This is a genomic window from Mesorhizobium sp. LSJC280B00 (assembly GCF_000502835.1).
Lineage (GTDB): Bacteria > Pseudomonadota > Alphaproteobacteria > Rhizobiales > Rhizobiaceae > Mesorhizobium.
The window spans coordinates 226,358-241,669 of the sequence record NZ_AYVL01000003.1 but is presented as its reverse complement, the minus strand read 5'-3'; the positions used below and the strand labels follow the sequence as shown (position 1 = coordinate 241,669).

Annotated in this window: 15 protein-coding genes and 1 pseudogene; 6 read left to right on the top strand and 10 right to left on the bottom strand. The window is 62.6% G+C overall.

Translation table 11 applies throughout. From position 1 onward, the window contains the following. Positions 1-47 precede the first annotated feature (47 nt). Both hfq and hflX read left to right on the top strand, forming a co-directional pair. Positions 48-293 carry an RNA chaperone Hfq gene (gene hfq, locus X773_RS45875; protein WP_006202172.1) on the top strand — a complete coding sequence of 82 codons (246 nt, stop codon included), beginning with the start codon at positions 48-50 and terminating at the stop codon, positions 291-293. Further along, positions 294-1,685 carry a GTPase HflX gene (gene hflX, locus X773_RS45870; RefSeq protein WP_023675070.1) on the top strand — a complete coding sequence of 464 codons (1,392 nt, stop codon included), beginning with the start codon at positions 294-296 and terminating at the stop codon, positions 1,683-1,685. Positions 1,686-1,691: 6 nt separating this feature from the next. On the opposite strand, the gene mazG is transcribed toward hflX, so the two are convergent. Both mazG and X773_RS45860 read right to left on the bottom strand, forming a co-directional pair. Continuing rightward, positions 1,692-2,516, bottom strand: a complete 825-nt coding sequence (gene mazG / locus X773_RS45865; protein WP_023675069.1) for a nucleoside triphosphate pyrophosphohydrolase — start codon at positions 2,514-2,516, stop codon at positions 1,692-1,694. Positions 2,517-2,655: 139 nt separating this feature from the next. After that, entirely contained in the window at positions 2,656-3,840 is a 1,185-nt protein-coding gene (locus tag X773_RS45860; RefSeq protein WP_023675068.1) for an amino acid aminotransferase, read from the bottom strand. A gap of 230 nt (positions 3,841-4,070) precedes the next feature. On the opposite strand from X773_RS45860, the gene X773_RS45855 reads away from it, so the two are divergent. Genes X773_RS45855 through X773_RS45840 form a run of 4 tightly spaced genes read left to right on the top strand, consistent with a single transcriptional unit; the run spans position 4,071 to position 6,681 of the window. Then, positions 4,071-4,592 carry a sigma-70 family RNA polymerase sigma factor gene (locus X773_RS45855; protein ID WP_198023532.1) on the top strand — a complete coding sequence of 174 codons (522 nt, stop codon included), beginning with the start codon at positions 4,071-4,073 and terminating at the stop codon, positions 4,590-4,592. Continuing rightward, positions 4,589-5,362 carry an anti-sigma factor gene (locus X773_RS45850; protein WP_023675066.1) on the top strand — a complete coding sequence of 258 codons (774 nt, stop codon included), beginning with the start codon at positions 4,589-4,591 and terminating at the stop codon, positions 5,360-5,362. Before X773_RS45855 ends, X773_RS45850 begins: the two co-directional genes overlap by 4 nt. Positions 5,363-5,386: 24 nt before the next feature. Next, a complete protein-coding gene (locus X773_RS45845) occupies positions 5,387-6,094 on the top strand; it encodes a Bax inhibitor-1/YccA family protein (RefSeq protein WP_023675065.1) in 708 nt (235 codons plus the stop codon). 23 nt (positions 6,095-6,117) lie between these two features. Then, the gene (locus tag X773_RS45840) at positions 6,118-6,681 is read left to right on the top strand and encodes a DUF2076 domain-containing protein (RefSeq protein WP_245274627.1); all 564 of its coding nucleotides are present in this window, start codon (positions 6,118-6,120) and stop codon (positions 6,679-6,681) included. 157 nt (positions 6,682-6,838) lie between these two features. Here the strand turns inward: X773_RS45840 and X773_RS45835 are convergent, their stop codons facing one another. The 8 genes and pseudogenes from X773_RS45835 to X773_RS45800 all read right to left on the bottom strand — a co-directional run bounded on the left by X773_RS45835 (position 6,839) and on the right by X773_RS45800 (position 15,304). Next, positions 6,839-7,429, bottom strand: coding sequence for a hypothetical protein (locus tag X773_RS45835; RefSeq protein WP_023675063.1), 591 nt, complete (start codon positions 7,427-7,429; stop codon positions 6,839-6,841). Between the two features lie 202 nt (positions 7,430-7,631). Next, on the bottom strand, positions 7,632-8,450 hold the full coding sequence (locus tag X773_RS45830; RefSeq protein WP_023675062.1) for an MBL fold metallo-hydrolase: 819 nt from the start codon (positions 8,448-8,450) through the stop codon (positions 7,632-7,634). Positions 8,451-8,453: 3 nt separating this feature from the next. Then, the gene (locus X773_RS45825) at positions 8,454-9,248 is read right to left on the bottom strand and encodes a TatD family hydrolase (RefSeq protein WP_023675061.1); all 795 of its coding nucleotides are present in this window, start codon (positions 9,246-9,248) and stop codon (positions 8,454-8,456) included. Beyond that, positions 9,248-10,798, bottom strand: coding sequence for a methionine--tRNA ligase (gene metG / locus X773_RS45820; protein WP_023675060.1), 1,551 nt, complete (start codon positions 10,796-10,798; stop codon positions 9,248-9,250). Before metG ends, X773_RS45825 begins: the two co-directional genes overlap by 1 nt. 153 nt (positions 10,799-10,951) lie before the next feature. Beyond that, on the bottom strand, positions 10,952-12,007 hold the full coding sequence (locus tag X773_RS45815; RefSeq protein WP_023675059.1) for a DNA polymerase III subunit delta': 1,056 nt from the start codon (positions 12,005-12,007) through the stop codon (positions 10,952-10,954). Further along, positions 12,004-12,754, bottom strand: a pseudogene (gene tmk / locus X773_RS45810) (dTMP kinase). Before tmk ends, X773_RS45815 begins: the two are co-directional and overlap by 4 nt. 64 nt (positions 12,755-12,818) lie before the next feature. Next, complete coding sequence (locus tag X773_RS45805; RefSeq protein ID WP_036238131.1) at positions 12,819-13,949, bottom strand: D-alanyl-D-alanine carboxypeptidase family protein; 1,131 nt, start codon at positions 13,947-13,949, stop codon at positions 12,819-12,821. A 131-nt stretch (positions 13,950-14,080) separates the two neighbouring features. Continuing rightward, entirely contained in the window at positions 14,081-15,304 is a 1,224-nt protein-coding gene (locus X773_RS45800; RefSeq protein ID WP_023675057.1) for a septal ring lytic transglycosylase RlpA family protein, read from the bottom strand. Positions 15,305-15,312: the final 8 nt, after the last annotated feature.

Below are 15,312 nucleotides of genomic sequence, written 5' to 3'. Positions count from 1 at the left end.
GGCGCATTGGCCTGCAAACCGAAGGGGATCGGCGAAAGACAAGAACAATGGCGGAACGATCGCAAAATCTTCAGGACCTGTTCCTGAATTCAGTTCGCAAGAGCAAAAATCCACTCACCATCTTTCTCATCAACGGCGTGAAGCTGACCGGCGTGGTCACTTCGTTCGACAATTTCTGCGTTCTGCTGCGTCGCGACGGCCATTCCCAGCTTGTCTACAAGCACGCTATTTCCACGATCATGCCGAGCCAGCCGGTTCAGATGTTCGATGGTGAGGAAAGCCAGGGCGCCTGATTGGCACGTGAGAAAGACGCGGACCGCAGCGTTCGCGGAAAACCAGCACATCAGACCGGGACAGAGGCCAACGGCCCGACCCGGGCGGTGGTTATCGTGCCGGTGCTTACCCGGCAGCCTCGTGGCGACGACGACACCAACCGCCCCCGCCTGAGCCGTTCCGCCGAGGCTCGTCGCGACGAGGCCGTCGGCCTCGCCAGCGCAATCGACCTCGACCTGGTCCACACGGCGGTGGTGACCGTCAACGATCCACGCCCGGCGACCTTGCTCGGCAGCGGCAAGGTGGCGGAGTTCGCTGAGATCGTCAAAGAGGGCCACGCGGAAGTGGTCATTGTCGATCATCCGCTGACCCCGGTACAGCAGCGCAACCTCGAAAAAGAGTTGAACGCCAAGGTGCTCGACCGCACCGGGCTGATCCTGGAGATTTTCGGCGAGCGCGCCCGCACCAAGGAAGGCACGCTGCAGGTCGATCTTGCCCATCTCAACTACCAGAAAGGCCGCCTTGTGCGGAGCTGGACCCACCTCGAGCGCCAGCGTGGCGGCGCCGGCTTTCTCGGCGGCCCTGGCGAGACCCAGATCGAGTCGGATCGGCGTGTGCTGCAGGACAAGATCACCAAGCTGAAGCACGAGCTCGAAACTGTGCGCCGCACCCGCGACCTGCACCGCGCCAAGCGCAAGAAGGTGCCATTTCCGGTGGTGGCGATCGTCGGCTACACCAATGCCGGCAAGTCGACTCTGTTCAACCGGATGACCGGAGCAGGGGTGCTGGCCGAAGACATGCTGTTTGCCACGCTCGACCCGACGCTGCGCCGCGTGCGCCTGCCGCACGGCACGCCGATCATCCTTTCCGATACGGTCGGCTTCATTTCCGACCTGCCAACGCATCTGGTCGCGGCCTTCAGGGCGACGCTGGAGGAAGTGGTCGAGGCAGACCTCGTCATTCATCTGCGCGACATCTCCGATCCCGATACGGCCGCGCAGGCCGAAGATGTCGAGCGCATCCTTGCCGATCTCGGCGTCGATGCCCGCGATAGCAAGCGCGTCATCGAAGTATGGAACAAGATCGACCGGCTCGACGAGGGCAACCGGGCGCGGCTGCTTGCCGATGGTGCTGACGGCAAGAAGGCACCGCCGATCGCCATATCGGCGGTAACCGGCGAGGGCATCGATGCGCTGAAGACGATCATCGAGACGATGATGTCGGGCGAACTGGAGACGTTCACCGTCACACTTAAGCCCGACCAACTCGGCGTCGTCGACTGGCTTTACCGCAACGGCGACATCGTCTCGCGCGACGACAATGAGGATGGCAGCGTGACCGTCGCGCTCAAGGCTACACACAGCGCTCGGCAGGAGATCGAAAGCCGATTGCGCCGTCAAAACAACGGGTAGAGGCGTTTACTTCGCGCTTTTTGCCTGCTGCCAGAGCGCTTCCATCTCGTCCAGCGTCGCCTCTTCGAGGCTGTTTCCCGACGCTTGCAGCGTCCGCTCGACATAGTGGAAGCGCGATCGGAATTTTTCGTTGGTGCCACTGAGTGCCGCTTCGGAATCAATTTTGAGGTGCCGGCCGAGATTGACGACCGCAAACAGCATGTCGCCGAACTCGTCCTTGATCGGCGCAGTGTCGCCTTTGGCCAGCGCCTCGCGTAGTTCGCCGATCTCCTCCTCGATTTTGTCGAGGATCGGCGCCGCCTCGCTCCAGTCGAAGCCGACGCGGGCGGCCTTTTCCTGCAGCTTGAGCGCCCGGGGCAGCGCGGGCAGGGCGACCGGCACACTGTCGAGAAAGCCCTTGCCATGGTCTTCCGGGTCGAGCCCACGGGCGAGGCGCGCACTGCGCTTCTCCGCCTTTTCCTCTGCCTTGATCTTTTCCCACATGCCCTTGGCCATGCCGGCGCTGCGCGCCTTGTTGTCGCCGAAGACATGGGGGTGGCGGCGGATCATTTTTGTGGTGATGGCCTGGACCACATCGCCGAATGAAAATTCGCCGGCCTCCTCGGCCATTTGCGCGTGGTAGACCACTTGCAGCAGGAGATCGCCGAGTTCATCCCGCAGATCGTCGAGGTCGCCGCGCGCAATGGCGTCCGCCACTTCGTAGGCTTCCTCGATCGTGTATGGCGCGATTGTCGAAAAGTCCTGCTCGATATCCCACGGGCAACCGGTTTCCGGCGCCCGCAGCGCTGCCATGATCTCGATCAGCCGGGAAATGTCTTTCGAGGGTTTCATCTGGGAAACGCTATCCTGTACATGGCTGTGCGGCCAACGGCTTCAGCCGGTGAGGGCGCCTTGTCCACAGATGGGCGGCCAGACCATGATCCGAAAGTGGAAGCCGGTTTCCGGAAAAGATCCTAACTAGCAAAAAGTATCAGTCGAGCACGGAGACTATCGCCTTGGCGAGCGCATCCATGCCGTCTTCGGGCAGGCCGGCAACGTTGATGCGGCTGTCGCCGACCATGTAGATGGCATGCTCGGCGCGCAGCCGCTCGACTTGCGCTTCCGACAGGCCAAGCCGGGAAAACATGCCGCGATGGCTGGCGACGAAATCGAAACGGTCGGAGTTGGACTGCCGCCGCAGCGCCTCGGCGAACTGGACGCGCAGCCGCAGCATGCGCAGCCGCATCTCTTCAAGCTCTGCTTCCCAGTCGGCACGCAATGCGGGGTCTTCAAGCACGATGCGCACCGCCGCCGCGCCGTGGTCCGGCGGCATCGAATACATGGCGCGCGCCGCCGACAGCATCTGGCCCATCGCCAAATCCGCCTGCGCGCCACCTTTCGCCATGATCAGCGCTGCACCGACTCGGTCGCGATAGACGGCAAAGTTCTTCGAGCAGCTCGAGGCAACGACCATTTCCGGAACTTTTGCCGCCAGAAGGCGCAAGCCGGCGGCATCCGCATCAAGTCCCTCGCCAAAGCCCTGATAGGCGATGTCGACAAAGGGCAGCAGGCCGCGCTCAACGACAAGATCGGCAATGGCAGCCCATTGCGAGATGTCTAGATTGGCGCCTGTCGGGTTATGGCAACAGCCATGCAACAATACGACGTCGCCAGGATTCGCGGTTCTCAATGCATTCAGCATGTCGTCGAAGCGAACCGCACCAGAAGCAGCGTCGAAATAGGGATATTCGCGTGTCTGCAGGCCAGCGGCGCGCATCACCGGCATGTGGTTCGGCCATGTCGGATCCGATAGCCAGACCATCGCGTCGGTGCGGGTCCTTTTCAGCAGCTCTGCTACCAGCCGCAGCGCGCCGGAGCCGCCTGGCGCCTGCGCCGCACGAATGCGCGTCATGTCGGCGGCTGGGCCGAACACCAACCTGGCCATCGCCGCGTTGAAGGCAGTATCGCCGGCAAGGCCGAGATAGGTCTTGGTATCCTGGCCCTGCAGCAGCCGCTTTTCGGCTTCGCGCACCGCGCGCATCACCGGCGTCTTGCCGTCGCGATCCCTATAAACGCCGACCCCAAGATCGACCTTGTCGGGACGCGGGTCGGCGCGATAGAGACCGATCAAGGCCAGGATCTTGTCGGCAGGCGCGGGCTGGAGATTTTCGAACATCGATAAGGTTCCGTTGGCGGCGGAGTGATACGCAAACCGGCCGTACTTTGCCAGCAGTTTCATATGCGCCAACTCGGCGCCGGTTTGCCTCGAGGGCGGCCAATACTATCTGGCGGGCGAGAGCGGGCCCGATATCTCCCAGGACGAGAACGCGGCGAGCCGTAAGAAAATTTCGGGGAGAGCGGGATTAACATCCCGACCTGCTCCGTAAACAGGACATGAAACGGCCGATGCCACGCTTCGATATTCTGGGACAGCTCGGTTCGCTGCGCCGCTATGCACGCTCGCTGACGCGCGACAGCGCCGATGCAGAGGATCTGCTGCATGATGCGCTGGTGCGTGCCTATGAGCGACGCGGCAGCTTCCGCTCCGGCGGAAATCTTCGCGTATGGCTGCTGTCGATCGTCCATAATGCATTCATCGACGGTCTGCGGTCCCGCAAATCCGAAGCAATGCGCATCGAACAGGCCGGCTATCTCGCCGAGGCGAATGTCCAGGCTCCGCAGGAACATTCGGTCCGTCTGGCGCAGGTGCGCGAAGCGTTTTTCGAATTGCCGGAGGAGCAGCGTTCGGCGTTGCATCTCGTCGCCATCGAGGGGCTTAGCTACAGCCAGGCCGCTGAGGTGAGTGGCGTGCCGCTTGGCACGCTGATGTCGCGCATCGGCAGGGCGCGTGCGGCCCTGCGCGAGATGGAGGACGCGGTGCCGGCACGCGCGAAAGGCCATCTGAAGATCGTCGGAGGTGGATCATGAACCAACTGCGCGATCCCGTAACCGGCGCCGATCTCGACGCCTATGTCGACGATCAGCTGGACGTGGCTCGTCGCATCGAGGTCGAGGCGTTCCTTTCGGCCCGCCCGGACGCGGCCGCGCGGGTGATGTCCGACTTACGGATGCGTGACGAATTGCGCGTGGCGCTTGCCGGATCGAAAGGCATGGCGCGGCCCGCGACGGCCGATGCTGCACGACGGCTGGAGCGGGGATTGGCGCGCGGCCGCGTCCTTGGTGCTTTGCAGCGAGTTGCGGCAGTCGCTGTCTTCGTCGCTGCCGGCTGGCTTGCGAACGGGCTCATCGGACCGATATCGGTGACGGAAGTCGTCGCTTCGACCCATCCGCCGGCCTATGTGGAGGACGCGGTCCGGGCGCACCGCACGACGCTCGTGCGCGAGGCGATGTCGTCGCAACCCGAAGCACCCGGCTACAATGCCGACGAAATCCGCGCCGCGACGGCGATCGTGATGCCATCGCTGCCAGCGGACTGGACGGTCCGTGACGTGCAGATCTATCCATCGCAATTCGGACCGAGCGTCGAGATGGCTGTCGAGACGAAAGAGATGGGGCTGGTCTCGTTGTTCGCGATCAGGCCCGGAACATTCGACGTCGTCAAGCCGACCGTCGTTCCCTCGGGCGAAGTTTCCTCGGCTTATTTCCAGATCGGCGAGGTCGCCTACGCGGTCGTCGGACGCAGCGATGTCGGCGGTCTCGATCGCACGGCCGAAGCCCTCGCCAAAACGCTTTACTGATCGACCTGCAAGAAGGAGAACCACATGAACAATCTCGGATATATCGGGGCCGGAGCCCGAGCCGGAGCCGTCTACGATGAAGGCCTGCGCCGGCACATGCTGCGCGTCTATAACTATATGGGCCTTGGCCTCGTCGTTACGGGCGTGATCGCGTTCGTGGTGGCTTCCACGCCCGCTCTTTACGTGCCGATCTTCTCCACACCGCTGAAATGGGTGGTGATGCTGGCCCCGCTGGCCTTTGTGCTCTTGTTCTCGTTTCGGATGCAGGCGATGTCGGCAGGCGGCGCCCAGGCGATGTTCTGGGCATTCTGCGCGGTCATGGGCCTGTCGCTGGCTTCCGTGTTCCTGGTCTTTACCGGCACCAGCATCGCACGCACCTTCTTCATCGCCGCCACCATGTTCGGCGCGACCAGCCTTTACGGGTACACGACCAAACGCGACCTGACGCAGTTTTCGTCGTTCCTGATCATGGGCCTGATCGGCGTGGTGATCGCCAGCATCGTCAATATCTTCCTGGGCTCGACCGCGCTCCAATTCGCGATCTCTGTGATCGGCATCGCCGTCTTCATCGGCCTCACCGCCTGGGATACCCAGACGATCAAGGAGCAGTATGCGGAAAACTTCGGCGCGGAATCACAGCAGAAACTCGCTGTCTTCGGGGCATTCTCGCTCTATCTGAACTTCATCAACATCTTCCAACTGCTGTTGAACTTCACCGGCGAGCGCGAATAGCCGGCGTTGAACCAAGACCGGAGTTGGACATCCTGGACAGAAACGATCAGCAAGCGATCGGACAGCTCTTCGAGAAGTTGGCAAGCGCCGAGCGCCAGGCGCCGCCGCGCGATGCCGAAGCAGAGCGCTTCATCCAGGACCAGATCACCCAGCAGCCTGGGGCGCCATATTACATGGCCCAGACGATCGTGGTGCAGGAGCAGGCCCTGAACGCAGCTCAGGCGCGCATAGAAGAACTGGAGGAGCAGGCGCGGCAGCCGGCCGGCGGTGGACCGCTCAGCGGCTTCTTCGGCCGCAGCGGCGGCAGGCGCTCAGGCTCGGTTCCGCGGGTAGGGCGCACCGCCTCCGTTGCAACTGAAGGGCCGCAGGACACGCCACAACGGGCAGGCGGCGGTTTTCTTGCCGACGCCGCGCAGACCGCGATGGGCGTGGCGGGCGGCGTGCTGCTCGGCAACGCGATCGCCGGCGTGCTTGGCGGCAGCGAAGCGAAGGCAGCTGAACAGCCGACGCCGCAGCCGGACGAAGCCGATCAGGCAGGCGATTCCAGCTCCGATAATGGCGGTGACTTCGGTGATATGGAGTTCTGACGAGCGACCCAGCCTGTGCCTGTGCTGGCGCTGGTGACGATTGCGGGTCAGCATCGGCGAGGTGGCGAGGGCAACATCCGGGAAGCGAGCCCTCGCCGGCGGCTAATAGCCCAGGCGCTTCAGTTCAGCCTTGACCGCCGCGATCGTCCGCCGGCGGCTAATAGCCCAGGCGCTTCAGTTCAGCCTTGACCGCCGCGATCGTCTTGAAGCGGAAGTGCTTCGTTGCGCCGTCGCGCCAATGGCAGTCGCATGTGGTATCGAACTTCCGGCTCGCTTTCAATTGAGTCAGCGCCTTCTGGCCTGGCTTGGGGCCATCGAAGATGCGAACTTCGTAGAGCGTCCCTTCGACATCGTAGTGCATCTGAGCCCAGGAAAGTATCACGATCAGTTCCTTTGCCGGGTCGTGGTCGGCGTTGGCGAGGCCGAGCGCTATGTCCGGTGTGTCGCCCTCTTGTTCACCGATCGTGACCTGGATTGCGCGATATCTGTTGTCAGCTAGCCGTTGTAGCGCGACGAGTGGGCGTTCCGGATATTCCTCAGTAGTCTGGTAATCGACGAAGAGTGTCTGGAGGCCGTTCCAGCTCACGGCTGTGGTGTGCGGATCAGCATTGTCGGCGAACCCAACAACACGTTTGGCGAAAGCCAGGTCGTCCTCGCCTGGCGCACGATCAAAGTCCTGCGCTCGCGCGCCAGTGAGCGCGCAGGCGAGGGTGAGGGCAAGACTTGCAAGCAGTGGGAGTGTGTTCATGATTCGCAACCCTAGCATGCCCGTTGCCCCACAGCGCTGTCGCGAATGTCTAAGAGTGACCGCCCGATCTCGCCGCCAACGGATGCTATAGGCGTAGTCGCATAAGATAGATTATGGAACTAGCTTGGCCGATTGGATGTGACGTGAAGATAGCACCTCGCGAGATCCAACTCGGGAACCCAGGCCGTAAAAACTTAGTCTTTCACGCTGATTCGTAAGGGATTTCGATCGTCATGCCGTCATAAGCAGGCTCGACGTTGGCCGGCGTCTCGGCCATTACCGTAGCGTAGTCGAGTGGCACATGCATATGCGTCAGCACCGCGTTCTTCGGCGCCAGTCTTTCGATCCAGCCAAGCGCCTGGCCAAGCGACAGATGGCTCGGATGGACGGTGTATTGCAGCGCGTCGATGACCAGCATGTCCAGCCCGCGCAAACGCTTGGCGGTCGCCTCCGGAAAGTCGCTGACGTCAGGGCAATAGGCCAGCCCGCCGATGCGGAAACCCAGCGAGGTGATGTCGCCATGGAGCTGCAGCAGCGGTTCGAGGGTGAGGGCGCCGCCCTCGCCTGCGATCACCACCGGCCTGTGGTGGTCGATGATATGGGCGTTGACGATCGGCGGATACGAACTGCCTTTCGGTGTTTCGAAACAGTAGCGGAACGCCTCGCGTAGGCGCAGCATGGTAGCCTGATCCGCATGGATGTCGATCCGGTGGCGCTGCTCGAGCACGAAGCCGCGCAAATCGTCGATGCCGTGGATATGGTCGGCATGCGGATGTGTATAGACCACCGCATCGATGCGCTTGACCGATGCCAGCAGCATCTGCTCGCGGAAATCCGGGCCGGTGTCGATGACGACCGTGGTCCGGGCGCCACTCGCCGCGATCCGCTCGACGAGCGCTGCGGTGCGCGTGCGCCGGTTCCGGGGGTTCGCGGGATCACAATTGCCCCAGTCGCCGGTGATGCGTGGCGTGCCCGGCGATGAGCCGCAGCCGAGGACGGTAAGACGTAACCGGTCGCTCATGCGTCAGGCGCCCGGCGCGCTCGGGCGCGGCATTTTCCTGAACAGCCGGAAGAAATTATCCGTGGTGATATTAGCGATCTCGGCCTCGCTGAAGCCGATCGTCTCGGCCAGCACCTTGGCTGTATGCGCGACATAGGCAGGCTCATTACGCTTGCCGCGAAACGGGATCGGCGCAAGGTATGGCGCGTCGGTTTCGACCAGCAGACGGTCGCGCGGCACATCGGCGGCGACGGCGCGCAGCTCGGCGGAGTTCTTGAAGGTCAGGATGCCGGAAAACGAGACGTAGCCGCCGAGCGCCACGCCGATCTCGGCCAGCCGGCGCCCCGACGAAAAACAGTGCAGGATGAAGGGGAAGGCGCCCTTCCCCGTTTCTTCTTCGAGGATATCAGCCATGTCGTCGTCGGCGTCGCGCGAATGGATGACCAGCGGCAGACCGGACACGCGCGCCGCGGCGATGTGGGTGCGAAAGCCCTGCGCCTGTGCGTCGCGCGGCGCATGATCGTAGAAATAGTCGAGTCCGGCCTCGCCAATCGCCACCACTTTGCGATGAGCAGAGAGCCGCACCAGATCATCGACAGTGACATCAAGCTCTTCGGCCGCATTATGCGGATGGGTGCCGACCGAGCAATAGACCTCATCGAAAGTCTCTGCAATCTCAAGCACTTGGTTAAATCGCTTCACCCTCGTCGAGATCGTCACCATTCGGCCGATGCCGGCCGCTAGGGCGCGGGCGACAATGGCTGTCCGCTCTTCGGCGAAATCCGGAAAGTCGAGGTGGCAGTGACTGTCGACCAGCATCAGGCGTTCGCGTCCTGCTTTTCGTAACGCGGAAAGACCGCCTCCGGCGCGGGCAATGCCGTGCCGGGCACCAGCGCATAGTCGGCGTGGACATGCGCAAAGTCACGGTTGTCTGCCGGCACCGCCAGCAGGTCGAGCAGCTTAGCAGCCGACCCCGGAACAAAGGGCTGGCAGAGCAGCGTCACGCGCCGGACGACTTCGATCGTCGTCCACAGAACTGTCTTCATACGCTCTGGATCGCTTTTGCTTAGCGCCCAGGGTTGCTGAGAGGCGAAATAGCGGTCAGCTTCGGCCACCACTCCGAAGATCGCCGCCAGCGCCAAATGGATGCCCTGATCCGCCATCGCCTTTCGCGCGACGGCGAGTGCCCCCACCGCTTGGTCGAGGATGGCGCTGTCGGCTTCGGTCAGTTCGCCGCGCTTTGGCACCGCGCCGCTGCAGTTCTTGGCGACCATCTTCAGCGAGCGCTGCGCCAGGTTGCCGAGGCCATTGGCAAGGTCGGCATTGGTGCGGTTGACGATCGCATCATGGCTGTAGCTGCCGTCCTGGCCGAACGGCACTTCGCGCAGCAAGAAATAGCGCACCTGGTCGAGGCCGTAGTGCTCGATCATCGCGAACGGGTCGATGACGTTGCCGACCGACTTCGACATTTTCTCGCCGCGGTTGAACAAAAAACCATGCGCGAACACGCGCTTCGGCAATTCGATGCCAGCCGACATCAGGAAAGCCGGCCAGTAGACCGCGTGGAAGCGGACGATGTCCTTGCCGATGACGTGCGCGTTTGCCGGCCAGAACGACCATCTCTCATTGGCCGGATCCGGATAGCCGGCGGCGGTGATGTAGTTGGTCAAGGCGTCGACCCAGACATACATCACATGCTTCTCGTCGCCCGGCACCGGGATGCCCCAGTCGAACGTGGTGCGCGAGATCGATAGGTCCTTCAGGCCGGACCTGACGAAGCTCATCACCTCATTGCGCCTCTCGGCAGGACCGACGAAATCGGGCTGGTTTTCGTAAAGTGCAAGGAGCCTGTCCTGATAAGCCGACAGCCGGAAGAAGTAGCTCTCTTCCTCGACCCATTCGACCGGCGTCCCCTGCGGCCCATAGCGGACATTGTCGGCACGCACCTCGGTCTCTTCTTCGCCGTAATAGGCTTCGTCACGCACCGAGTACCAGCCGGCATAGCCGCCCTTATAGACGTCGCCATTGGCGGCCATCGCCTTCCAGATCGCCTGCGAGGCCTTGTAGTGCCGCTTTTCCGTGGTGCGGATGAAATCGTCGTTGGAGGCATCGAGCGCGACGGCCATGCGCTCGAAATCGGCCGAGTTGCGGTCTGCCAGCTCGCGCGCTGAAATACCTTCTCTCTTCGCCGTCTGCAGCATCTTTATGCCGTGCTCGTCGGTGCCGGTGAGAAAGAGCACGTCCTTACCGTCGAGCCGCTGGAAGCGGGCCAGCGCGTCGGTGGCAATCAACTCGTAGGCATGGCCGATATGCGGTTTGCCGTTCGGATAGGAAATAGCCGTCGTGACGTAGTATTTTTCGCGTGCCATGGATGAGCCGTCATGAATGTCTGAATGAAAGATGTCGCGGTGAGATATCGCATCGAAACGGCAATTGCCATCCGACGCCAATGTGGTGGCTTCGAAGTTCCTGCGATTGATTGGGATCAATACTCAGGGGCTTCAAAGCCACGCCAGCGGCCGTCACATTCGCATTGCAGAATTCAGGCGGTCGATCATGGTCAGGGCGTGCTGCTTTTTGTCGAGATTGTAGGTCTCGGTTTCAGATATAGCGTTCAAAGCCTCGTGCCAAGTATCCGACAGCGTTTTGGCCCGCGCGAGATCGCCGGCGAGCGCGGCCTGGCTGGCGCCGGCCGACAGCAGATCAAGCGCGCGGCGATTGAATATCTCGAACGGGATCGCCTGGTCGCGGCCGGCGACCGCCTCGGCAAGACGGTAGGCGCCTCCGACATCTATCTTCTTGGACATCACCAGGGCGTCGAGGGTGGCGGCGATTTCGAGCCCTCCATACTGCGTCAACAGGATCGCATTGCGCGCGCTGCCCCCTGCCCGCTCCGCCAGCGCCGCGCGCGCGCCAGGATCCTCCGGTGGCGGCGGCTCGATGCCTTCCAGAACCGTCATCAAGCTCTCGGCATCGAGCGGCGCCAACCGCACCATCTGGCAGCGCGACCGGATCGTCGGCAGCAGACTGCCCGGCGCATGGACGATGAGGATGAACAAGGTGCGCGCGGGTGGCTCTTCAAGATTCTTCAGCAAGGCATTGGCAGCATTGGTGTTCATGTCGTCGGCGGGATCGACGATAACCACCCGGTAGCTGCCGTCGTGCGAGGTCAGCGACAGAAAACGGCTGACCTTGCGGATTTCGTCGACCGTGACCACTGTCTTGAAGCTCTTGGTCTTGTCGTTCGCCGGGCGTGTAAGATGCAGCACCGAAGGATGCGCGCCGGTGGCGATCTGTCGAAACAGCGACGAAGCCGGATCTGGAACGGCAAGGCTTTCCGGCGCCTGCTCGAAGGCCGGGTGCTTCAACAGATGATGCGCCAGGTGAAAGGCCAGCGTCGCCTTGCCGATGCCAACCGGTCCGGCAAAGATCAGTGCGTGCGGCAGCTTTCCCGAGCGGTAAGCGGTGGCGAGCATGTTGGCCGCCTGCAGGTGACCGACAAGACGCGGCGTCTCGGATGGCTCGGGCACCCCGTCCAGCGTATCGTGCTGTTCGGGCGCGATGCGTTCGAAAATCATGCTGGCGCCGCCTGCCTTCTTTGCGCCGGCATCATCCTCTCGAGAGCCGCGAAGACCGCGGCGGTAACGACATCCTCCACCGCATCTAGGTCGGCTGAGGCATCGACGACAACGCAGCGTTCGGGTTCAGCTGAGGCGATCGCGAGAAACGCCTCGCGCCGGCGTTGGTGGATGGCCAATGTTTCTTTCTCGAAGCGGTCCGGTCCGTCACTGCTGCCCCGCCGGGCGGTAGCGCGCCTCAGGCCCTCGGCGGGGTCGATGTCGAAGATCAGTGTCATGTCCGGCACCATGCCGTTGATGGCGACCTTCTCCAATGCGTCCATGAATGCCGGATCGAGGCCGCCGGTGACGCCCTGGTAGACGCGCGAGGAATCCATGAAACGATCGCAAAGCACGACCGAACCGCGCTCGACTGCCGGCCGGATGACCTGTTCGACATGGTCGGAACGCGCAGCGGCGAAAAGCAGCGCTTCCATCTTGGGGCCGAACGGCTCGGCTGCGCCTGAAAGCAGGACATGCCTGACCGCCTCCGCGCCCGGCGAGCCANTCCATCTTGGGGCCGAACGGCTCGGCTGCGCCTGAAAGCAGGACATGCCTGACCGCCTCCGCGCCCGGCGAGCCACCCGGCTCACGTGTCACCAGCACATCGTATTTCTTGGCGCGCATCTTCTTTGCCAGCCGCTCGATCTGCGTCGACTTGCCTGCTCCTTCGCCGCCTTCAAAAGTGATGAAAAATCCGCGCGCCAAAGCCTTTGTCCATACTTCGGGGACCGTATAGTCCCGGCGGGAAAAAAGGTCCACCGCGACGGTGCTAACGCAGCCAGCCGACGGCCAGTTCCTTGGCGGCATCGAGCGCGCGCTGCGGCAGCGAACCGACACCGATCGACTCGGCGGCAAACAGCGGCGTCTCCTGGCTCAGCGTATCGCCGATCCAGACGCGCAGCGTACCCACCGGCTGCCCCTCCTCCACCGGCGCTGCCACCGGTCCGTCATAGACGATCCTGGCGGTGAGCTTGTCGCGGTTGGTGATCGGCAGGAAGATCTGCACCGGTCCTTTTGCCTTTAATGCGACACCGGACTTGGCGCCGCCAAAGACCTGGGCTTCGCCAACCACTTCGTCCTTGGCGAATACTTCAGTCTTCTCGAAGGAGCGAACGCCCCAGTCGAGCAGCTTTCGCGCTTCCTCAGCACGCTCACGGTCGTTTGCCAGGCCGCTCATCGCCGCGATCACCCTTGTGCCGTTGTGGCTGACCGAGCCGACAATGCCGAACCCGGATTGCTCGCTGGCACCGACCGCGAGCCCGTCGGCGCCTATCTCCATGGCCAGTAGCGGATTGCGGTTCCTCTGGGAAATCTTGTTCCAGGTAAAATCCTTCTGGCCGTAATACCGGTAGAGATCCGGGTAGTTGCGCCAGATATGCAGCGCCAGAAGCGCGAGTTCGCGAACGCTCGTTTGCTGCCCATCGGCCGGCAGACCGGTGGAATTGACGAAAGTCGATTTCTGCAAGCCGATCTGGCGGGCACGCCCGGTCATCTGCGCTGCGAAGTTTGCTTCGGACCCGGCCATCCCTTCAGCGATGACGATACAGCCGTCATTGGCCGCCTGCACGGTCACGCCCTGGATCAGGTCTTCCAGCCGGATCGTCGACTTGAGCTTGGCGAACATGGTCGATGTCCCCGAAGGAGCGCCGCCTTTGCGCCAGGCGTTCTCGCTCACCACGAAGGTGTCATCGAGCGTCATGCGCCCTGATTTGATGGCGTCGAAAACCACTTCCATCGTCATCAGCTTGGCCAGCGAGGCCGGCGGGATCAACCTGTCGGCGTCCTTGGAAAACAGCACGGTTCCGGTTTCGGCATCGATCATGAAGGCCTGCGCGGCCTTGGTCTCGAAAAGCTGTGCTGAGGCCGGCGCAAGCGAGAGCAGCAGCAGGCCGAGCGCCATAAGCCCGGTGAAAGGGTGAAAAGATTTCATCAGGTTCGACCAGTGAGCCGGCGCTTTTGCAAGTTGGCAGAAGCTATCAGGCTTTTGCCTGGCGGATCAATCGCGCGCGAAAAAACCAGGCAGCCCCGAGCTCAGTTGCGTACAGCAAGCGCATCCGGCGCACCATGCGACCACGCTGCCTGCAGCATCTCGTCCAGGCTGCCACGACCGTCGGCAAAGAGGTTGACCGAGTACCAGTCCTTGCCTTCAAGTTCCGAGCGCTGGATCTCGGTCTTGCCGAAGCTGGAAAGCTGGGCCGCCACACGCTCCGCTTCGGCGGCATTCTCGAACGAACCCGCCGCGACATAGTCCGTGGGCGACCCGGTTGGAGGAGCTTGCCGCTTCCACGATTGAAGAATTTCGGCGGGCGACATGCCGGCGCCATCCAGCTCGGCAAACGCGTTGGAGGCGCGTTGCACGCGCTCGTCCGCGTAAGACAGCGACGCCACGGTGAACGGCGATTGCGCCGGCAGGTTGATCTCCGGGCGCTCCGGCACGATCGGGCCGAAATCGGGCAGTACAATGTCTCCCAAAGCAGATGCTTGCACTGCCATGACAGGCCCTGCATCGGATCCCTGCCCGGAATTCGTCAGCTGACCGGGGAACGGCACGGCAGCAGCGCTCACCGGCAGGCTTGGCGACGGCCCATTCATCGCGACCATGACACCGCTGGGCAGGCCGTCCGACGGATCCAGCGCCCTGTTGCCTGGACGATACGAAGCCATAAGATACTGCCCGTCATTGCCTTCGAGCGGCGCACGGCCGACATACTCGACCTTCACCTCGGCCGTACCGATGTTGGCATAATCGAGCATTTCAGCAGCGCGCTTCGACACATCGATGATGCGTCCATCATGATAGGGTCCGCGGTCGTTGACGCGCACGATCACCGAGCTGCCGGTCTTCATGTTGGTGACCCGCGCATAGCTCGGCAGCGGCATGGTCGGATGCGCCGCCGTCAGATCTGCCATGTCGTAGACTTCGCCGTTGGCGGTCAACCGGCCGTGGAAGGCCTCACCGTACCAGGATGCGAGGCCAACCTTGGCGTAACGTTTGTCTTCCTTCGGATAATACCACTTGCCGCGCACCTGATAGGGCTTGCCGAGCTGGTCGCGTCCGCGAGACGTCTTGAACATGACGCGCGGGCTGGCTTTCACGCCGTATTCGGCTTCAGAAAAATATTCCTTGGAGCGAGGTTTCTTGTTGACCATCGCCTTTTGCTGCGGCCCGGCACATGCTGCAAGAAAGGCTGCCGACAAGGCAAACAGCGCGAAAGCGGAAGCGCGACGAAGACGCGGGCGCGCCGTGGTCTGCATATTTTGAT